This window comes from Pseudomonas sp. BF-R-26, from assembly GCF_019947395.1.
Taxonomy (GTDB): domain Bacteria; phylum Pseudomonadota; class Gammaproteobacteria; order Pseudomonadales; family Pseudomonadaceae; genus Aquipseudomonas; species Aquipseudomonas farris.
This window is the reverse complement of record NZ_JAGYGK010000001.1, coordinates 283,669-301,054: the sequence shown is the minus strand read 5'-3', so window position 1 is coordinate 301,054 and position 17,386 is coordinate 283,669. Positions and strand designations below refer to the sequence as shown.

General features: G+C 58.5%; 19 protein-coding genes. All 19 read right to left on the bottom strand.

Annotation, left to right across the window (positions count from 1 at the left end):
• Window positions 1-2: 2 nt before the first annotated feature.
• Window positions 3-503 (bottom strand): type VI secretion system lipoprotein TssJ, encoded by a 501-nt coding sequence (gene tssJ, locus KGB18_RS01380; protein ID WP_123720204.1) that lies wholly within the window; start codon window positions 501-503, stop codon window positions 3-5.
• Window positions 504-508: 5 nt separating this feature from the next.
• Window positions 509-1,705 (bottom strand): type VI secretion system-associated FHA domain protein TagH, encoded by a 1,197-nt coding sequence (gene tagH, locus KGB18_RS01375; protein WP_123720203.1) that lies wholly within the window; start codon window positions 1,703-1,705, stop codon window positions 509-511.
• A gap of 17 nt (window positions 1,706-1,722) precedes the next feature.
• Window positions 1,723-1,863, bottom strand: coding sequence for a type VI secretion protein (locus KGB18_RS01370; RefSeq protein ID WP_123720202.1), 141 nt, complete (start codon window positions 1,861-1,863; stop codon window positions 1,723-1,725).
• 93 nt (window positions 1,864-1,956) lie between these two features.
• A complete protein-coding gene (locus KGB18_RS01365; RefSeq protein ID WP_223569283.1) occupies window positions 1,957-3,474 on the bottom strand; it encodes a sigma-54 interaction domain-containing protein in 1,518 nt (505 codons plus the stop codon).
• 10 nt (window positions 3,475-3,484) lie between these two features.
• Window positions 3,485-6,133: a type VI secretion system ATPase TssH gene (gene tssH, locus KGB18_RS01360; RefSeq protein WP_123720200.1), complete on the bottom strand. Its 2,649-nt coding sequence runs from the start codon at window positions 6,131-6,133 to the stop codon at window positions 3,485-3,487.
• A gap of 13 nt (window positions 6,134-6,146) precedes the next feature.
• Complete coding sequence (tssG, locus tag KGB18_RS01355) at window positions 6,147-7,154, bottom strand: type VI secretion system baseplate subunit TssG (protein ID WP_123720199.1); 1,008 nt, start codon at window positions 7,152-7,154, stop codon at window positions 6,147-6,149.
• Window positions 7,118-8,905: a type VI secretion system baseplate subunit TssF gene (gene tssF, locus KGB18_RS01350; protein WP_123720198.1), complete on the bottom strand. Its 1,788-nt coding sequence runs from the start codon at window positions 8,903-8,905 to the stop codon at window positions 7,118-7,120. Before tssF ends, tssG begins: the two co-directional genes overlap by 37 nt.
• 27 nt (window positions 8,906-8,932) lie before the next feature.
• Window positions 8,933-9,328, bottom strand: coding sequence for a hypothetical protein (locus KGB18_RS01345; RefSeq protein ID WP_223569282.1), 396 nt, complete (start codon window positions 9,326-9,328; stop codon window positions 8,933-8,935).
• A gap of 22 nt (window positions 9,329-9,350) precedes the next feature.
• Window positions 9,351-9,773 carry a hypothetical protein gene (locus KGB18_RS01340; protein WP_148710186.1) on the bottom strand — a complete coding sequence of 141 codons (423 nt, stop codon included), beginning with the start codon at window positions 9,771-9,773 and terminating at the stop codon, window positions 9,351-9,353.
• Entirely contained in the window at window positions 9,770-9,991 is a 222-nt protein-coding gene (locus KGB18_RS01335) for a hypothetical protein (protein ID WP_123720195.1), read from the bottom strand. The genes KGB18_RS01340 and KGB18_RS01335 overlap by 4 nt, the downstream gene beginning before the upstream one ends.
• 129 nt (window positions 9,992-10,120) lie before the next feature.
• Window positions 10,121-10,516: a hypothetical protein gene (locus KGB18_RS01330; RefSeq protein ID WP_123720194.1), complete on the bottom strand. Its 396-nt coding sequence runs from the start codon at window positions 10,514-10,516 to the stop codon at window positions 10,121-10,123.
• Window positions 10,509-10,886: a hypothetical protein gene (locus KGB18_RS01325; RefSeq protein WP_223569281.1), complete on the bottom strand. Its 378-nt coding sequence runs from the start codon at window positions 10,884-10,886 to the stop codon at window positions 10,509-10,511. Before KGB18_RS01325 ends, KGB18_RS01330 begins: the two co-directional genes overlap by 8 nt.
• A gap of 190 nt (window positions 10,887-11,076) precedes the next feature.
• Entirely contained in the window at window positions 11,077-11,448 is a 372-nt protein-coding gene (locus tag KGB18_RS01320) for a hypothetical protein (protein WP_223569280.1), read from the bottom strand.
• Window positions 11,445-12,296 carry a hypothetical protein gene (locus KGB18_RS01315; RefSeq protein ID WP_223569279.1) on the bottom strand — a complete coding sequence of 284 codons (852 nt, stop codon included), beginning with the start codon at window positions 12,294-12,296 and terminating at the stop codon, window positions 11,445-11,447. Before KGB18_RS01315 ends, KGB18_RS01320 begins: the two co-directional genes overlap by 4 nt.
• A 7-nt stretch (window positions 12,297-12,303) precedes the next feature.
• Window positions 12,304-12,807, bottom strand: a complete 504-nt coding sequence (locus KGB18_RS01310; protein ID WP_123720190.1) for a PAAR domain-containing protein — start codon at window positions 12,805-12,807, stop codon at window positions 12,304-12,306.
• 10 nt (window positions 12,808-12,817) lie between these two features.
• A complete protein-coding gene (gene tssE / locus KGB18_RS01305) occupies window positions 12,818-13,225 on the bottom strand; it encodes a type VI secretion system baseplate subunit TssE (protein WP_123720189.1) in 408 nt (135 codons plus the stop codon).
• 12 nt (window positions 13,226-13,237) lie between these two features.
• The gene (tssC, locus tag KGB18_RS01300) at window positions 13,238-14,713 is read right to left on the bottom strand and encodes a type VI secretion system contractile sheath large subunit (protein WP_017341541.1); all 1,476 of its coding nucleotides are present in this window, start codon (window positions 14,711-14,713) and stop codon (window positions 13,238-13,240) included.
• 28 nt (window positions 14,714-14,741) lie between these two features.
• Entirely contained in the window at window positions 14,742-15,245 is a 504-nt protein-coding gene (tssB, locus tag KGB18_RS01295) for a type VI secretion system contractile sheath small subunit (RefSeq protein WP_027926311.1), read from the bottom strand.
• A 32-nt stretch (window positions 15,246-15,277) separates the two neighbouring features.
• Window positions 15,278-16,834 (bottom strand): type VI secretion system protein TssA, encoded by a 1,557-nt coding sequence (gene tssA, locus KGB18_RS01290; RefSeq protein ID WP_223569278.1) that lies wholly within the window; start codon window positions 16,832-16,834, stop codon window positions 15,278-15,280.
• Window positions 16,835-17,386: the final 552 nt, after the last annotated feature.

Sequence of the window (17,386 nt, the reverse complement as noted above, 5' to 3'; positions counted from 1 at the left end):
GATCAGTCATCCGCCTTGGCGAGCGTTTCATGGGTATTGCGGATGCCGGCCTGATCGAGGGTCAGGTCAGCCACGGTGACTTCCAGCGGAGTGATTTGCACGGTGTAGCGCCATTTGGTTTCCGGCAGGTCGCGGTAAGCCGCGAGTACGCCGACGTAACGGCTGCCCTCCTCCACGCTGAGCTTGAGTTCGACGGCTTCACCCGGGCGCAGCTCGAGTTCTTCGCTGGCCACCAAGTCCGGGACCAGGGATTCCTTGGCGCGTTCGTAGAGGCTGAAGAAATCAGCGTTCTCGAAAGTCACCGGGTGCTTGAGCTCCAACAGACGCACGACAATCGGCGACGGACGACCGTTGAGGTCCGGGTTCAGCTGATCGCTGCCGGTGAGCTTCAGGTTGACTTTGGTCACTTTGGAATACGGCGACAGCGACGAGCAACCGGCCAACAGCACGAGGGCAGTGAGCGCAGTCAGCGTCTTGAAAAAAGCGGTCGAGCAGCGAGACATGCGCATCATCCTTGGTGGTCGGTGTGGAGGGTGGAAATCAGGCGGATCTGTTCTTCGTAGGCCTGGGCAAAGTCGCGGGCCAACAGGCGTTCGCTCCAGTCATCGTCCAGACGCAGGGCCTGGTGATAACGCCCGTAGGCTCTCCAGCGACTGCCGGAGGTGGCGAGCAACGGCTTGTTGTCACGCTCGAAACGCAGGGTCAGCTGTTGCGGCGAGAAGTGTTCCAGGGTGCCGCGAACGGCGGCGCGGCTGGCGGTCAGCAACGCCACCTGATGCGCCTGCAAATCGCGGAACGCACGGGAGATTGCTTGCTCCGCCGGCAACTGACCGGGCTTGTTCGGCTGCAACAGAATGCCCAGCGCTTCACCGGCATCGACGGCAAATTTCAGTGGATTCTTGTGGGTGCCTTGCACGGTGGTCTGGGCCAGGCGCAGTTCGTTTTTCAGTTCGCTGCGGGTGCGCAGGCTCTGCTGCAAACCGCCAACGCTTTGCTTGAGCAGACGCGCAGCGTTCAGCGCCAAGGCTTCGCGGGCGTCGTGGTCCAGGCCTTTAAGGTCCACGCCCAGCGCTGCACCGAAGTGCTCCCAGAAACCGTCGCTCTGACGTTCGACCGCTTTCGGCGGTGGCGCCGGTGCTGGCTCTGCCGGGGCGTCGATCAGCTCCGGGACCATCAGGCTTTCCATGTCGATGCGCGCGTAGTCGGCACGCTGACGGGTATCTTCGATCGTGGTGCTCGGGGAAATCAGTTCGTCGATTTCCGAGTACACGCGCTCTTGCTGGTCAAGGGCATTGAGCGGGTCGAGGTCGAGGAACGCATCGTCCGGAATGATGCTGCCCGCGGCCTGCGGACGGCCGACTTCAACGTCGAATGTCGCCGGGTCGCGCACCAATCGCGCACGGATCTCAAAGTCACCCAGCACATACACGCTGCCGTGCTCGATGCGCATCGGCTCACCCTTGCGCAGGCGCGCGCCGCTTTCGCTGTCCTGGATACCGTTGCTGCTGGTATCGGTCAGGAAAAATGTGCCTTCGCGGTAGCTGATCAACGCGTGGTGGTTGGACAAGTGACGCTTGCGGTCGGGAATGATCCAGTCGCAATCCTCGCCTCGGCCGATCACGCCACCGGCCTGCTTGAAGGTCTTCTGGCACAAATCCGTGGGCACGAACTGCTTGGTGTTCAGCATTTCGAAAACCAGTTCCATGGTGATACTCCTTGCGGTCACTTGCCGCGATTGACCGCCTGCGGATCACCCAATGGGCGATAGGTGTTGTCGTTGTATTTGTAATTGCCGCTACAGCCGCCGAGGCTGCATAGAACGACGAGGGTCAGCAGGACGGCTTGCCAGTGACGAACAGACATCAGAGGGTCTCCAGGGGTAGACAAAGCGCAAAGCGCCGACCCGTTTGGGTGGCGCTGTTAGAAGCGAATGAGGTGAAATCGACGGTCTTTTGCCTACCCATCGAAGTCACCCAAATTGATATTCAGGCGACCGAGGCGGTACAGCAGCGTGCGGCGCGGCAGGCCTAATTCGCGGGCGGCGAGGGTCTGGTTGCCGTCGTTTTTGCGCAGGCAGTCGAGCAGCAGGCTGCGTTCAACCTGCTCCAGGCGTTCTCGCAGGTTCAGGCTGCTGTCTTCCGGCATGGCTTCCATGCGCAGGGAGAAATGCTCGGCCAGCAACTCGCCGCCTTCGCACAACAGCACCGCGCGCTCGACTAAACCTTTGAGTTCACGCACGTTGCCGGGGAAGGCATAACCGGACAGGTGATCCAGCGCCGCGTCGGACCAACGCACCGCATCCCGTTGCAGAAACGCGCACGCCTTGTCGGCGAAGTGCCGGGCCAAGTCGAGGATGTCGCCTTCGCGCTGACGCAGGGCCGGCAGCTCGATCGGGAATTGCGCGAGGCGGTAGTACAAGTCCTCGCGGAATTTGCCTTCGCTGACCAGCACCGATAAATCCCGGTGCGTCGCGGCGATGATGCGCACGTCGATCTTGTGGGTGTCGTTGGAACCCAGCGGGCGGATCTCGCCTTCCTGCAATACGCGCAACAATTTGGCTTGCAGAGACAACGGCATGTCGCCGATTTCATCGAGCAACAAGGTGCCGCCATTGGCCGCGTCAAACAGCCCGGCACGGTCGCGGTCGGCGCCGGTGAAGGCGCCTTTGCGGTAGCCGAACAGCTCGCTTTCCAACAGGTTTTCAGGGAACGCCGCGCAGTTCTGCACGATGAACGCCTGGGAACGTCGCGGGCCGCAATCGTGAATCGCCCGCGCGACCACTTCCTTGCCAGTGCCGGTCTCACCGCGCAGCAGCACGGTGTAAGGGCTGTGCAAAACTTTACTGATCAGCGAATAGGTCTGGCGCATCGCCGAGCTCTTGCCGATCAGGCCATAACCGCTGGCGCTCGGGACGTTGACCGGAGTCGGCCGTGTATTGCCGGTCGGCTGACGCAAACGCTGCAGCAAGTGCAATTGGCCAAGCACGAACGAGCCCAGTTGACCGAGGGAATCGGCAAAGCCTTGCAGGTCGATCTGCCGGCGACTGGCGCACAGCAGCAAACCTTCGACAGCCTTTTGCTGATTAACCAACGGCACGCACAACAGCGACTGCCAAGGCGTGGCCTGGAGCGGCAGGAAACTGGTTTCGTGCAGGCTGCCGCTCAGCTCGCTGAGGCATACCACGCGGTTCTGGCACAGGGCGAATTGCAGCAGTTGTTCACCGTTGTAATCCGCCGGCAGGCTCGCCCCCTCCCTGGGTTGCAGAATGCCGTTCAGGCACTCGGCGTTCATTCCCAGGCAGGTGTGGGTCGCGTCCAGCAAATACAACTGCGTTAGTTCGCAACCGCTGAGCTCGGCCAAACCGCGCACGAAGTCACCCAGCAGCGCAGCACCGTCCGCCGCGCGCGACAGGCTGGCGAACTGCGCCAGCAAGGCTTCGGCATAGACCAGTGGTTGCGGCACTTGAGTGAACATCACACCCACCTCAGGCGAACTCGCACATCACGCTGGCGTCGCCGTCGAGCGTCGCATGCACACGCTTGAGGCTTTCACCGGAGGCCATTGCATCGAGCAAACGGTCAGCCACCAACGGCAGCACGTGCAAGTCGAGCAAGTGGTCGATCAGGCGCGCGCCGCTGTCGCTTTGAGTGCAGCGTTCGGCCAAGTGATCGACGAGGTCCTGGGAGTAGGTGAAATCCAGCTGACGACGGTTCAGGCGCTCGCCCAAACGAGCGAGTTTGATTTCGATCAGCTCGCGCAGCACCGGGCCACCGACCGGGTAGTAAGGCACCACGCGCATGCGCGCCAGCAACGCCGGTTTGAAGTGCTTGCTGAGCACCGGGCGAATGGTTTCTTCAAGCACTTCTGCAGTCGGCCGCGCGCCGTTTTCGCAGAGTTCGCTGATGCGGTCGCTGCCCAGGTTCGAGGTCATCAGGATCAGCGTGTTGCGGAAGTCGATCTCGCGCCCTTCCCCGTCGTTGGCCACGCCTTTGTCGAAGATTTGGTAGAACAGGTTGAGCACGTCCGGGTCGGCTTTCTCGACTTCATCGAGCAACACCACCGAGTACGGTTTCTGGCGTACGGCTTCGGTGAGCATGCCGCCCTCGCCGTAACCGACGTAGCCCGGCGGCGCACCGATCAGACGCGAGACGGTGTGCTTCTCCTGGAACTCGGACATGTTGATAGTGGTGATGAAGCGATCGCCGCCGTAGAGCAAGTCGGCCAGGGCCAGCGCGGTTTCGGTTTTGCCGACGCCGCTCGGGCCGACCAGCAGGAACACACCGACCGGCGCATCAGGCTTGTTCAGGCCAGCGGCAGTGGCACGCATCGAACGGTCGAGGGCATGAACCGCTTGTTCCTGACCACGAATACGGGTGCGCAAATCGGTGGCGAAGCTCGCGACCTTGGCGTTGTGCTCGCGGGCCAGTTGCGCCAATGGCACACCGGTCCAAGCGCTGATCACTTCGGCCACCAGACGCGGGCAGACTTCGAAGCTCACCAGACGTTCTTTGACTTGAGCCTCGGTCAGGGCGCGGTGGGTTTCGTTCAGCGCAGTTTCCAGGGAAGCGACGCTTTGTGCTTCGTCTACTGGCAGGGTTTCGATCACGGTGCCTTCAGCGTCTTCTTCGACCGTGATGGTCGGTTCGACGGCAGCGGCTTCGCGAGCCTTGGCCAGTTGCTGACGCAGCTCCAGCAGGCGCTCAGCCAATTCTTTCTGCTCAGTCCAGAGGGTTTCCAGAGCGACCATTTCGTCTTCAGCATCGGCCAAGCGATCTTCCAAAGCGTCCAGCGCTTCATGATCGATCAGCAGACCCGCCTCGGCGTCACGACGCAGGGCCTGACGTTGACGGCCACCTTCGGCCAGTTCGCCGCGCAGGCGTTCCAGGCTTTCCGGGGCGGCGGCGAGGCTGATGCGCACACGGGCGCAAGCGGTATCGAGCACGTCGACGGCTTTGTCCGGCAGCTGACGACCCGCCAGGTAACGGGCAGACAACTCGGCCGCTGCAACCACTGCGTCATCGCGCAGGTAGATGCCGTGGCTCTTCTCGTAAACCTGAGCCAGACCACGCAGGATGGTCACCGCTTCGCTGACCGTCGGTTCGTGCAGTTGCACCGGTTGGAAACGACGGGCCAGGGCCGGGTCTTTCTCGAAGTATTTCTTGTACTCCGCCCAGGTGGTGGCGGCGATGGTGCGCAATTCGCCACGGGCCAGGGCCGGTTTCAGCAAGTTGGCCGCGTCGGAACCACCGGCATTGCCGCCCGCGCCGATCAAAGTGTGAGCTTCGTCGATAAACAGAATGATCGGTTTTGGCGAGGCTTTGACTTCGTCGATCACGCCTTTAAGGCGACGTTCGAATTCACCTTTGACGCTGGCGCCGGCCTGCAACAGGCCCATGTCCAGCGACAGCAACTCGACGCCTTTGAGTACCTGTGGCACTTCACCGGCCGCGATGCGCGAGGCCAGACCTTCGACGATGGCGGTTTTGCCGACGCCGGCTTCACCAACCACGATCGGGTTGTTCTTGCGACGACGGGCGAGGATGTCGACCATCTGCCGGATCGCACCATCACGGCACAGCACCGGATCGAGTTTGCCGTCGCGGGCCTGTTGGGTCAGGTTGTGAGTGAAGCGCTGCAGCAGCGATTCGCCGGGCACAGCGGGTTTGCCGGTGGCCGGTTGTTCTTTCTGCGACAGGGCGAATTCTTTCAGGCGCTCAATGTTCAGCTTGGCCAGCAACGGCTGATAACGACTGCCGGCGTAACGCATCGGGTTGCGCAGCAGTGCGAGGATCAACGCGGCTTGCTCGACCTGGCTCTGGCCCAATTCGAGGTTGGCCACCAGCAAGGCGTCTTGCAGCCACTGCACCAGTTCCGGGGCGAACACCGGGTTGCGCGAGGCGCTGTGCTCGACCCGCGATTGCAGCGCGGCGCTCAGTTCGCCGGCATCGACTTCGGCATCTTGCAACGCACGGGCGAGCAGGCCTTGCGGGCGTTCCAGCAGGCCCAGCAGCAGGTCTTCGACGAGGATCTTGCTGCCGCCACGGGCGACGCAGCGTTCCGCAGAACTTTCCAGATCACGACGGGTTTCGGCGTCCAGCGCCTGGATAAGTTGTTGCAGGTCTACGTTGATCATGTGTCATCTGTCCTTAATGAATTTTGCTGCCCAAGGTCACCACGCCGTCCGCTTTTTCGCGGCCCAACCAACTGGTCCATCCCAGGCGACAAGCGTTCTGTTCACCGATGCGCAGTTCGCGGATTTCTTCCTGGCGCAACACCAGGCGAATGTCGTAATCGAGCGGGTCACGCAGGGTGAACCGCACCAGCGCGCACAGCGGCTGGTAGCCGAAACCGATCGGCAGGAATTCGTGAAAGCGTTGCCAGTCGAGCTCGCGAATGTGAATGCGAAATTTGCCGCTGCGATCGCGCACGTGTTCGCCCAGCACCAGGTCTTCGCCGAGCATGCTGTTGGCGCGACCCAAGCGATTGCGCTGCTCGTCGAGGATTTCGACGCGGCGCTCGATGCACTGCTCGATGGTCAGTTCGGCATGCTTGAAGTAGTAACGCAGCACCGCTTCGATCAGCGCCGCCGAGTGCGCCCGCAAGCTGAGCAGGCCGAGGTACGGCAACAAGCGTTTCCAGTTCAGCTCCTGAGCCCTGCGGATCTCTTCGCCACCGAGGCCGATCAACGCAAACAACTGCGAGGAAAACGGATCGAGGGCGCCGCTCTGGAAGCTTGCGCGGTAGCGGTATTTTTTCCAGATCGGCAGCATCAGCCGTTGCAGGCGATGGTGGAACAGGTCGAGGAAGTTGCGGGTCGGGTTGCCGTCTTCGCTGTCGCCCAGGGCCTGTTCGCCATAGAACGCCGGCAGCGGCGAACCGGAACCGACCAGGCCGATCAGGTTGAAACGCAGACGCGCACGCATCTGCCCGTGTTCTTTGAAAAACTCCACGCGATCGACGTCGCTGCCAGGGAAACCCAGGCTCGGATTGGCCTGGAATTCCAGCTGGTCGTACAGGTCGTCTTCGCTCAGGTGCGGGTGTGCCTCACGCAGCCGGTCAATGACCAGCAGCACGGCCTGAAACAGCGAGTACTCGCGTATTACCCGGGTCAGCCCGCTTAAAGCAGGGGCTGCAGGCCCATACGTGGTGTCCATTGGTACACCTCTCCCTGTGTGCTTTTTACCCGCAGCTCGTGGAACGAATTGAGACTGGCGTAAAGCGCGAAAAACTCGTTAAGAACCGAAGCGAACACGAACAGGTCGCCCTCGCCGATATACCCTTCCGGGTCGATGGTCAGCTCGGTGCGCAACCCGCGCACCGGCAAGCCACGGTGCAAGCGGTCAACGTGGTGGTGCTTGATGTGCTTGAGGCCGCCGAGCAGGCGTTTGCTGACTTTTTCCGCGTGTTGGTCGTAGTAGCGCGGCAGGTCGTAGGTTTCGAGAATCACCTTCAACGCATTGACGTCAGCCAACGACAGGTAGTTGAGCGACATGTTGCTGATCAGCTTCCAGAGGAAGTCACGGTTCAGCGGCGGCGCAAAACTCGAAGTGGCCGGGGTGATGTTGCGAAAGCTAAGGAACTCCGGGGTCTCTTCGCAGGCCATGCAGATGTCGCCGAGCTTGAGCTTGCGCGGCAGGTTCTGGTTGGTGCACATCAGCTCGATCGACAGGGTTTCGTGGGCTTCGGTGTGGCGGATGCCGAAGCTCAGGTAGGTGTCGAGGCCGTCGTGCAGCAAGGATGAACGCTGGCGGATGCTGTAATGCGGACGGCTGGTGGGCACGTCGAAACTCGGGTCGTGCTCGAAGGATTCAAACGGCACGTACTCCTGATAACCGAGGCCACCGGGTTTCCAGCCAGTGACGGTTTCCACCGAGAACACGCCGCAGTTTTCCAGGTCGAACTCGGCAGGCAACAGCAGGTATTCGTCCTGTTTACCATCGAGGCGGATCGGCAGTGCGTCGTGCTCGAACAGGTTAACGATCGGCGTGCAGTAGAGCTTCACGTTGTCCAGGGTCGGACGCATACGCATGATGCCGCTCTTGCGAATATCGAAGCGCAATTCCAGACCGCGCATCTGCTTCAGCGTGTCTTCCGGCAGCGCCTTGAGCAGGTCCAGACCGTTGATGTCGACGAAGAGGAATTTGTCCTGGAAGGCGAAATATTCCTGCAGGTAGCGATAGCCGCGGAAGGTGTTCAGCGGATACGGGATCAACGCTTCTTCTTCCGCAAAACCCACCGGCTGCACACGGTCGCCGGGAATCTTGAACGCCATCGGCTGACCGTTTACACCGTTGATGGCCTTGCCGGCGCCATCCAGCGGGATCAGTTCGATGCCTTCAAGGTTGCGCAACAGGCTCAGGTAAAGCATCTGGCTGATGTAGCGCTCACCGGCGAAGTGCAAACGCAGACGGCTCAGCTCCAACTCGCCCAAGTGACCATCAGCGCTCATCTCCAGACGCAGGCTCAACAGCGAACCGTCGCCCTTCACCGAGTAAGTCAGCGCGGCCAGATCCAGCGGCAACACCTCGGTTGGGTAGCAGGTGCGGAAACGGCAGCGCACATCATCGACCGGCACACTCTCCACCGGAGTATCACGCTCGACCCTCAACGCAGGCCCGGAACGCTTCAACGGGTCGAACTGCAAAATGCTGAACGCCGGCAGCGGCCGCATGTAGTTCGGCCACAGCAGCTGCATCAGCGAGTGGCTGAGTTCCGGCAACTCGTCGTCGAGCTTCTGGCGCAGGCGCCCGGTCAGAAAGGCAAAGCCCTCGAGCAACCGCTCCACGTCCGGATCCCGCCCGGCCTGGCCCAGATACGGCGCCAGCGCGGGACTACGCTCGGCGAAACGGCGACCGAGTTGGCGCAGTGCGGTGAGTTCGCTTTGGTAGTAGTGGTTAAAGGACATGGGTTACCTGCCTGGTGGTGGTACTCATCAAAAAAATATCCTGTAGAGCGCGACCGTTACGCCGGCACAGACATAACCGGCGATCAGTAGGAAAGGCACAACCATGGTCCAGCCGAACGCCATGTAAGCGTCCTGAGACTGCCCAGCGATCAAACAACACACGCCATAAATCACCCATGGCACGATGTAAAAAGGGATGAACTTCACCGGCGCCCACCAGACCATTCGCAGCGCTTGTTGCTCGTTTCGGCCCTTCGCGGATCGGGACATCCACAGCGAAAACCCCAAAAGCCCAGGAATGCCCCACCACAACAGGTACTCCCAATGGGTGTGGGATGAATCGAACGTCGTGTACGCGCCAATCCACAGGTCATAGGAAGAGATCGTCAGTACAGCAAGCAATGGCCACCACAAGGCGACCATGAAGAAACTCAGTTGCGCGCGGCTAAGCATGGTCGGCCCCCGACGCGAGCTTCGAGGCTTTGGCGCCTGCAAATTTGCGCTTGTACCAGCTATCCAGTCCTGTGCTGAGAAGGATCGCCGTCAAGGTGAATGTCCCTTGGCCAATGCCATAGAGCAGCGCCCGCAGCGGATGATCCGGCAGCATCCACAAGAGAATCAGCCCCACCCAGATCGCCCACAGGATCAACTTCACACGTAGCACAGGAATCAGCGCCAGCACCGCGTTGAAGACGAGAAAACACTCGTAGAGGAATTTGCTGGTAAGACGAATGTTCACGCCACGGGAGGTCAAGCCGCCGTAGGTCGAGATGTACCATTCGGCCGCGAAGTTATTCAGAAACGTGTAGCCCACACAGAAAACACTGTGGATCAACAGGCAGCAGATGATTCGCGTCGGCATGTTCATGCGGGAGGCACCGATGAGTAGCAACTGCCGGCGATTTCGATGGCCACCAACGAAATCAGGACCATGAAAGTCAGCGCGCGATGCAGCCATGACTGGCGCAGTCGCTTGCTGATTGCCGTAACAATCAGCAGAAAACTTACGATCGCGATGCCGCCGAACAGATTGCTGTCGGCGATGAACATCAGGTACATGCGCATCTCGTCTGATACGTCAATCATGGGCAAAAGGCTCCATCCTTGAGGGTCCAACTGCGCTGAAGATCCTCGCGCTCGCGTTTGACGGAGCACCGCCGCGCCGATCAGGGATCGCAATCAACACATCGGGTGATATTGTTCGACGGTTGCGCATCACGACTGGCCCGCTCCCTGTTTCCCGCGCAAGCGGACAAAGGCTGCGTTCATGACATGGCTCAGCACAATCGCCAACATCGTCAAACCACCCGCCAACGCGCAATACGCCACGGCGCGAACGGGGTATTGCGGTAGCAGGTAAAACAGGATCGCCAGCATCATGAAGACCGTCACGCCAAACTTGATGGCCAGGCGATTGATTAAGACCAGAGCAACATTGAGGAAAACAAAAAAGTAAAAAACCAGGTACATGCCCATGCCGATGGCCACGCCACGTGAGGTCAGGCCGCCGACGAGCTGTTTGTAGATAGGCACTGCAAAGTTATTGAGCACGATGTAGAGCACGCAGGCCAGCGCATGCACGATCAGACCGATGACTCGACGGCTATTCATGCTCAGCTCCGGTCATGGCTCTATCGGCACTCAGAATCTGGCGTTGCTGAAGATAAATAACGCCCTCGCCGGCGAAGAACATCACGTTATCGACAGTGAATGGCTCACTGTTTTCTTCTCCAGATTTCAGCCAACCTTGATCCCACAATGATCCATCATCATTTCTGATCTGAACGAAATAATAGGGCCGTTCAGATTTGGTGATTTCGACGAACTGGCCACCCTCAGCACCGCCACGCCATTTCGCATTCGGGTACTCGCTCAACACGCGAAGCTGATCTTTCGAAAAGTCCATGTAGGAAACGATCACCACGAGCGCCACGCAGGCGAGCGCACCCATCGCCATGAGGAAGCGTTGTAGCGAGATCATTTCGACACAGTCCAGACGAACGGATAGGGGCGCAAGAGACGAGTCATCTCAAGATTCCGCCGTGTATGCGAAGGGCGTATTGCTGACGAGTGTAATCATCAGGCTCAAGCGTCACACCCGTTGAAGACTTCCTGACTTGCCTATCCATGGATATAAACACCACTCCAACTTCGTTCATGTTGCGGCCCGTTTAAACGAAACTTTTAGAGCGCCACCGCTCAATTATCAAGCGCAACACAAGCGCCAACAAACTCATACTGGTAGTAAGACCACCATAGGCGAATGCTCGCACCGGGTTATCTGGCAAAAAATAAAACAGCACAACAATCAGCATCACTGCTATCACAAGTAACTTCAACAAAACCTTAGGCATAAAGAAAACGATAAAATTGGCCAAAATAAAAAAGTAAAACGTCAGCTCTGCGGTACCACCTATTGCGGCCCCCCTGTCTGTGAAGCCCATATGCGACTTGTAGTAAACAACGCCAATATCATGCACGTAGAAATACAAGACGCCGACGAGCAAATAAATAACGGCACCAACGAAAACTTTCAAAATCACGCTCCCCATGTTTTGTATTTTGCCAACAGGCCTGCGTCAATCGACGTCTTGAGCCGTACATTAGAGGCGGGTTTGAACACAGTGCTTGCGACTGTCGCACCGCCGATCCCAAATCTTTGACCGCTCATGGCTCTTTTCTCGAGCACCAGCTCAAAGTTCTCAGAAGCCCACAAACAGGCCCTGATGATTATGAAGTTGTCATAGACATTCTTACTGCCATCGTCGCTGCCGCCGAGCGTTCCGTCTGCCCAGTCTAGGCCGGTTTGGCTAGTCTTCCTGATCGCGGAATCAACCTCGTGGGTTTCCTCCCAATACTTTCGGAAGGTATCCACTGCGAATGGAATTTGCCCCAGTCCATCTGTCCAGTAAGGATCCCCTTCAACGAGACAAAGAAGATACTTGGCACCACCTTCAGGTTGTTTTTTCCAATCTCCGGGAAGATTTCTATAGTAAACAAGCGATGGCCTGTCCACGATTGCAAAATCAATAATCGATTGCCATGTATGCTTTCTATAAGCTCCATACACTTCCGACCCTTCCACATTACTTTCGGGGTTTACCCATAAGCGTTCGCGATAGAAGCCGGCCAATGGTTCAAACCATTGAATCTTCTCAGCGTATAGCTTTTCAGCGCTTAGAATTCGAAAAGGCTTATCACATATATCTGGTTTTACAGCGAATAGAGGCACGCCATTAGAACGAGTCACCAACCAAACTTCAGGGAGATTCAAAGTCCCCAGATCCGTATCATTGCTGGCGGTCGTCTTATCATCAAGCCTTAATGCGGTAGCACCGTCTTCGGTAACAAAGGTATAAGGCACGCCGCCAATTTCAATAATCGTTTCCAACGATAAATTACTCCGAAGTTACAAAAATCGAGACGGACTCAGGTTTCTGCCCCGTAGAGAAACAGGTAGACGTTCCAGCTACCGCGGTACCAAACTTCTCGATTCCACTTTCGGAAACTATTTTATAACTCAGTCCCTCGACCGTTTTCCCACTGGCAGTTTTAAAGGCAAAAACACGATTGAATATTCCGGGGATAATCACCGGCAACGGCGCCACAAACGGCACCGGCGTATGCGAATTCCCAATAATCACCGTCGAAGACCCAGCCGTAACCTTATTGCCGTGAGTACCGACGGAACCCACCGTTGCCGCCGACTTACCATTGATCAAAACGGTAGTCGCAAGGTCACCAACCAACGCACCACCACACGCCGAGGCATCGCCTTGGCTGGCGGCCGCGAGGCCGTCGAAGAACACGTCGCCGGAACCGGCGGCGATCGGGTTGGTGCCGTGGCCGGGGAGCGGGCAAGCGGTGGGGTCGGTGACGCGTGCTGCGGGTTTGCCGGACATCGGAGTCTCCTTAATTGACCTTTACTTGACCGCTGCCATCCAGGCGCGCGGCGAAACTGACCTGACGCTTGAAACCATCAACTTCCAGCAAGCCTTCAATGCTGAAGGACAGGCGAAGCTGATCGTGCTCACGCGGCAGGGAAATGACACGCACATTGCTCAGGCGTGGCTCGTAGGCTTCGATGAAATTTTCGATGGCCAGACGGGCCTGACTCAGGGAGTCGTGCAGGCTCAGGCGCATGTCATTGAGATCGGGTAGCCCGTAATCGGACAGCGTTTGCACGCTGCCCGCACGGGTGCTGAGCATCTTGGCCAAATGGGCAGCCACGGACGCCATGGCGGAAACCTCGCGGCTCCAGCCGACGCGTTTGTCCGCGTCGCCACCCAGGCGTTCGAAAAGGCTGCCGTATCCAGTCATGAGTCGCTCCGTTTACTCTTTGTCCAGCTTGCCAACCAGCGACAGGGTGAAATCGGCACCCATGTACTTGAAGTGCGGACGCACGTTCAGGCTGACGCGGTACCAGCCAGGCTCGCCTTCAACATCGCTGACGATGATCTGGGCAGCGCGCAGTGGACGACGGCCACGGACTTCGGCGCTCGGGTTTTCCTGGTCGGCCACGTACTGACGGATCCACTTGTTGAGTTCCAGCTCGAGGTCGGTGCGTTCTTTCCACGAACCGAGTTGCTCGCGCTGCAGCACTTTCAAGTAGTGAGCCAGGCGGTTGACGATCATCATGTACGGCAGTTGGGTGCCGAGCTTGTAGTTCAGCTCTGCGGCCTTGCCTTCAGCGCTGATGCCGAAGAACTTCGGCTTCTGCACCGAGCTTGCGGAGAAGAACGCCGCGTTGTCGGAGCCTTTACGCATGGTCAGGGAGATGAAGCCTTCCTCGGCCAGTTCGTATTCACGACGGTCGCTAACCAATACCTCGGTAGGAATCTTGGTTTCGATTTCGCCCATGCTTTCGAAGTGGTGCAACGGCAGGTCTTCAACTGCGCCACCGCTCTGCGGGCCGATGATGTTCGGGCACCAGCGGAATTTGGCGAAGCTGTCGGTCAGTTTGGTGCCGAACGCGTAGGCAGTGTTGCCCCACAGGTAGTGCTCGTGGCTGTTGGCGACGGTTTCTTTGTACACGAACGATTTGACCGGGTTTTCTTCCGGGTCGTACGGGTTACGCAGCAAGAAACGCGGCACGGTCAGGCCCACGTAACGGGAGTCTTCCGACTGGCGGAAGCTCTGCCATTTGGCGAATTGCGGGCCTTCGAAGTGATCTTTCAGATCTTTCAGGTCCGGCAGACCGGTGAAGCTTTCCAGGCCGAAGAATTTCGGGCCGGCCGCCGCGATGAACGGCGCGTGGGACATGCAGGCAACGCTGGACACGTACTGCATCAGTTTCACGTCCGGCGAGCTTGGGGACATGAAGTAGTTAGCGATGATCGCGCCAACCGGTTGACCACCGAACTGACCGTATTCAGCGGTGTAGATGTGCTTGTACAGGCCAGCCTGCATCACTTCCGGCGAATCTTCGAAATCGTCCAGCAGGTCTTCTTTGGAGACGTTGAGGATTTCGATCTTGATGTTTTCGCGGAAGTTGGTGCGGTCGACCAGCAACTGCAGGCCACGCCACGACGATTCCAGGGACTGGAAGTCCGGGTGGTGCAGGATTTCGTCCATCTGACGGCTGAGCTTGGCATCGATCTCGGCGATCATGCGATCGACCATGGCCTTCTTGACCGGCTCACCGTTGTTCTGCGGCTTGAGCAGCTCTTCGATGAACGCCGACACACCGCGTTTGGCGATGTCGTAGGCTTCGTCGTCCGGGGTCAGGCGGGTTTCGGCGATGATGCTGTCGAGAATGCTGTATTCGCCGTTCTCGTTGCTCTTTTGCTGTGCTGCGCTAGTGCTCATTGTGTTGGCTTCCTTGGCTGATAGGGGCTCAGGCGTCCTGGGCTGCGGCGTTCAGGCCCAGTTCACCCAGTACGCGACCGCGGGATTCGTCGTCGGCGAGCACGCCTTCGATGGCTTTGCGGAACGCAGGTGCGTTACCCAGCGGGCCTTTGAGGGCCACCAGCGCGTCGCGCAGTTCCATCAGTTTTTTCAGCTCAGGCACTTGCTCGACCAGCGAGGCCGGGTTGAAGTCCTTCATCGAGTTGACGCGCAGTTTCACGGCCAGTTCTTCAGTGTCGCTTTCTTCCTGAAGACGGTTCGGCACGCTCAGCGTCAGGCTCAGCTCTTGCTTGGCCAGCACTTCGTCGAAAGTCATTTTGTCGATGCTGATCGGCTTGCGATCTTCGACTTTGCGTTCGTCCTTGCGGTGGGTGTAGTCACCGATTGCCAGTAGTTTCAGCGGCAGTTCAATCTCTTCCTGAGCACCGCCGGTGGCGGGTTTGAAGGTGACGTTGATGCGTTCCTTGGGGGCTACCGAGCCTTCTTTGGCCATGGCTTTTCTCCTTGCGGTTGTGGCCCGGGGGCCTATTCGAGTACCACTTCGAGATCGAGGTGGCACAGCCTGCGATAAATCTCTTCCTTGCGTTCACGCACTGCATGGTTCTGCGGCAGCAACTCGCAGCAGCTATGCAGCAAATGCAGCACTTCCAGCGCAAGATCGGGCTCCCAGGCGTGCAGGCCTGAGTCCTGTAATGTTTGGTCGAGGGTTTCGAGTTGGGTCTTGGCCAGCTCGTATTTCTTGGCCATGAAACACAGCCGTGCGAGGGCGAACTGCCAGAAGAATCGAACCCGACCGCCGTGGGCACTTTGCAGGCCCTGCTTGAGGACCTGCACCGCGGCCTTGAGGCCGTCCTTGCGCAGAATCGGCAGGACTTCTTCCAGGGCCAGTTCCCAGGCCGGCTGGGTATCGGCGACTTCGACCTTGCGCGGCGCACTGGCGCTTTGCAGGTGTGGCATGACGTGGGCACCGATCCAGGCGCGGGTGGCCGGATCGGCGAACGGCGCACCGTCATGGAAACGCAATTCGATGATGCCGGGCAGGCGCTGAACCAAAAGCGCGAAGTGGATTTCCACTTCGCGCATCGCCATCTCGGCGTTCAGCCCTTGAAGGCATTCCCAGACCATTCGCTGGCCATCGAACCAGAACGGCGCCTTCGCCAGGCTCGCCTCCAGCTCCACCAGCAGATCAGCGTATTTCCCTTGGTCGTAGCGGTCCTGATAGGCCTTGAGTTTGTCCGCCGGCAAGCCACGCAGAACGGTGATCTGCTCTGCGTTGCGCTCAGGCACCGCGTCGATGGGCAACCACAACAGCGTGCGATTGAGGCGCAGGGCGCGCAGGTCGGTAGCTTTCTGCTTGAGCCACCAGGCACACAACGGACGGGCGTTTTCTTGCTGGGCACGCAGAGCCTTGTGGGCTTCTTTCTCGTTGTCGATTGGTGCGCCGGGGGTGAGCAGCTGGGTCGCAGCCTGCTTGACCTGCGCCACCGCGGCGCCCACCACACCGGGCTCCGGCTGGTTGTCGGCGGCGCGCTGGACCATGTTTTTCAAGCGACGGGAAATCGGCAGCAGCAACGGCGCGTCATCGCCCAGATGCTCGGTGCACGCGGAGTCGAGGCCTTCCAGATGCTCGACCAGACGGCGGAACAGCGGCAGCTGCTCTTTGATCGCGACGTTTTCGTTCAGCACCTGCTCAAGACGCGGCACCAACCAGCTGATGGCAGCGGAGCGAGTGCGGGCCTTGTTCGGATGAACCTCGGCCCAGTGGTTTTCACAGAGGTGATGCAACAAACCGAGACCGGCCAACAGCCCCTGGAAGGATTCTCGCTGGTACAGCGCCCAGGTTAGCCACGCGCCAACACGCAAATCCTTGGATTGGGTGCGCAGCAGGTTTTCACTGTTTTCGCGGATTTTCAGCCAGTCGATCTGACCGCTTTCGTGCATGGATTGGGCTTTGCCCAGCTCGCTTTCCAACGCTTCATATTCGCTCGAAAAACGAACATCCTCGCCCGCGAAATTCTCTTTTGAAACAGAGGCTTTTGCAAGTTCAAGGTAATGAGCGGAAAGTTTGCTTGAGTAGGACATCCGTGACCTTTAATTAGAATTACAGTCATGCGGCCATTGGAGTTGAAATGGCGCCGAACAGTATCAAAGAGTTGCGATGAGTCTCATCCAATTGAGTTCGCGCTCTTTCAAGGCGCGCATCCTAATCACAATGATGGCCATTTGCAAGCACCCGATCAAACAATAAAACTGCGTCTTTTTTGTTGCTGTAGGAGATCACCCTATAGGGGACAGGGGATTCCCTGATGCCGATTTTGACCTCTCCTCCCTCGACGAATCACCCCCGCAACCATTGAGCCAGAGCGGTTAATCAACCCCGCCAATAATCACCGGACATTCACGCCCTGAAACGGAACCCAGCATGACAAAAATAAAACATAAAAAATGTAGGAGCTTTCCGAAAAGTTACAGTCATCCATGGACGTAGCAATAACTGACAATAAGAAATAAAAGGCGCCACCAAAATGATCGCACCTTTTATTTCACCCATCCCTCCAAATACGTACTCAGTCCGCCTCAAACTTCCTACAAAAGTATCGAAAGCCATTCGTGCATTGCTGACGCAACATTTTG

Coding starts and splice junctions, on each gene's coding strand:
- KGB18_RS01325 (WP_223569281.1), bottom strand. CDS start 10,886: ATGATCTCGCTACAACGCTTCCTCATGGCGATGGGTGCGCTCGCCTGC.
- KGB18_RS01330 (WP_123720194.1), bottom strand. CDS start 10,516: ATGAATAGCCGTCGAGTCATCGGTCTGATCGTGCATGCGCTGGCCTGC.
- tssH (WP_123720200.1), bottom strand. CDS start 6,133: ATGATCAACGTAGACCTGCAACAACTTATCCAGGCGCTGGACGCCGAA.
- tssB (WP_027926311.1), bottom strand. CDS start 15,245: ATGGCCAAAGAAGGCTCGGTAGCCCCCAAGGAACGCATCAACGTCACC.
- KGB18_RS01340 (WP_148710186.1), bottom strand. CDS start 9,773: ATGAACATGCCGACGCGAATCATCTGCTGCCTGTTGATCCACAGTGTT.
- tagH (WP_123720203.1), bottom strand. CDS start 1,705: ATGGAACTGGTTTTCGAAATGCTGAACACCAAGCAGTTCGTGCCCACG.
- KGB18_RS01335 (WP_123720195.1), bottom strand. CDS start 9,991: ATGATTGACGTATCAGACGAGATGCGCATGTACCTGATGTTCATCGCC.
- tssC (WP_017341541.1), bottom strand. CDS start 14,713: ATGAGCACTAGCGCAGCACAGCAAAAGAGCAACGAGAACGGCGAATAC.
- KGB18_RS01345 (WP_223569282.1), bottom strand. CDS start 9,328: ATGGTCGCCTTGTGGTGGCCATTGCTTGCTGTACTGACGATCTCTTCC.
- tssG (WP_123720199.1), bottom strand. CDS start 7,154: ATGGACACCACGTATGGGCCTGCAGCCCCTGCTTTAAGCGGGCTGACC.
- KGB18_RS01365 (WP_223569283.1), bottom strand. CDS start 3,474: ATGTTCACTCAAGTGCCGCAACCACTGGTCTATGCCGAAGCCTTGCTG.
- KGB18_RS01310 (WP_123720190.1), bottom strand. CDS start 12,807: ATGTCCGGCAAACCCGCAGCACGCGTCACCGACCCCACCGCTTGCCCG.
- tssA (WP_223569278.1), bottom strand. CDS start 16,834: ATGTCCTACTCAAGCAAACTTTCCGCTCATTACCTTGAACTTGCAAAA.
- tssF (WP_123720198.1), bottom strand. CDS start 8,905: ATGTCCTTTAACCACTACTACCAAAGCGAACTCACCGCACTGCGCCAA.
- tssE (WP_123720189.1), bottom strand. CDS start 13,225: ATGACTGGATACGGCAGCCTTTTCGAACGCCTGGGTGGCGACGCGGAC.
- tssJ (WP_123720204.1), bottom strand. CDS start 503: ATGTCTCGCTGCTCGACCGCTTTTTTCAAGACGCTGACTGCGCTCACT.
- KGB18_RS01370 (WP_123720202.1), bottom strand. CDS start 1,863: ATGTCTGTTCGTCACTGGCAAGCCGTCCTGCTGACCCTCGTCGTTCTA.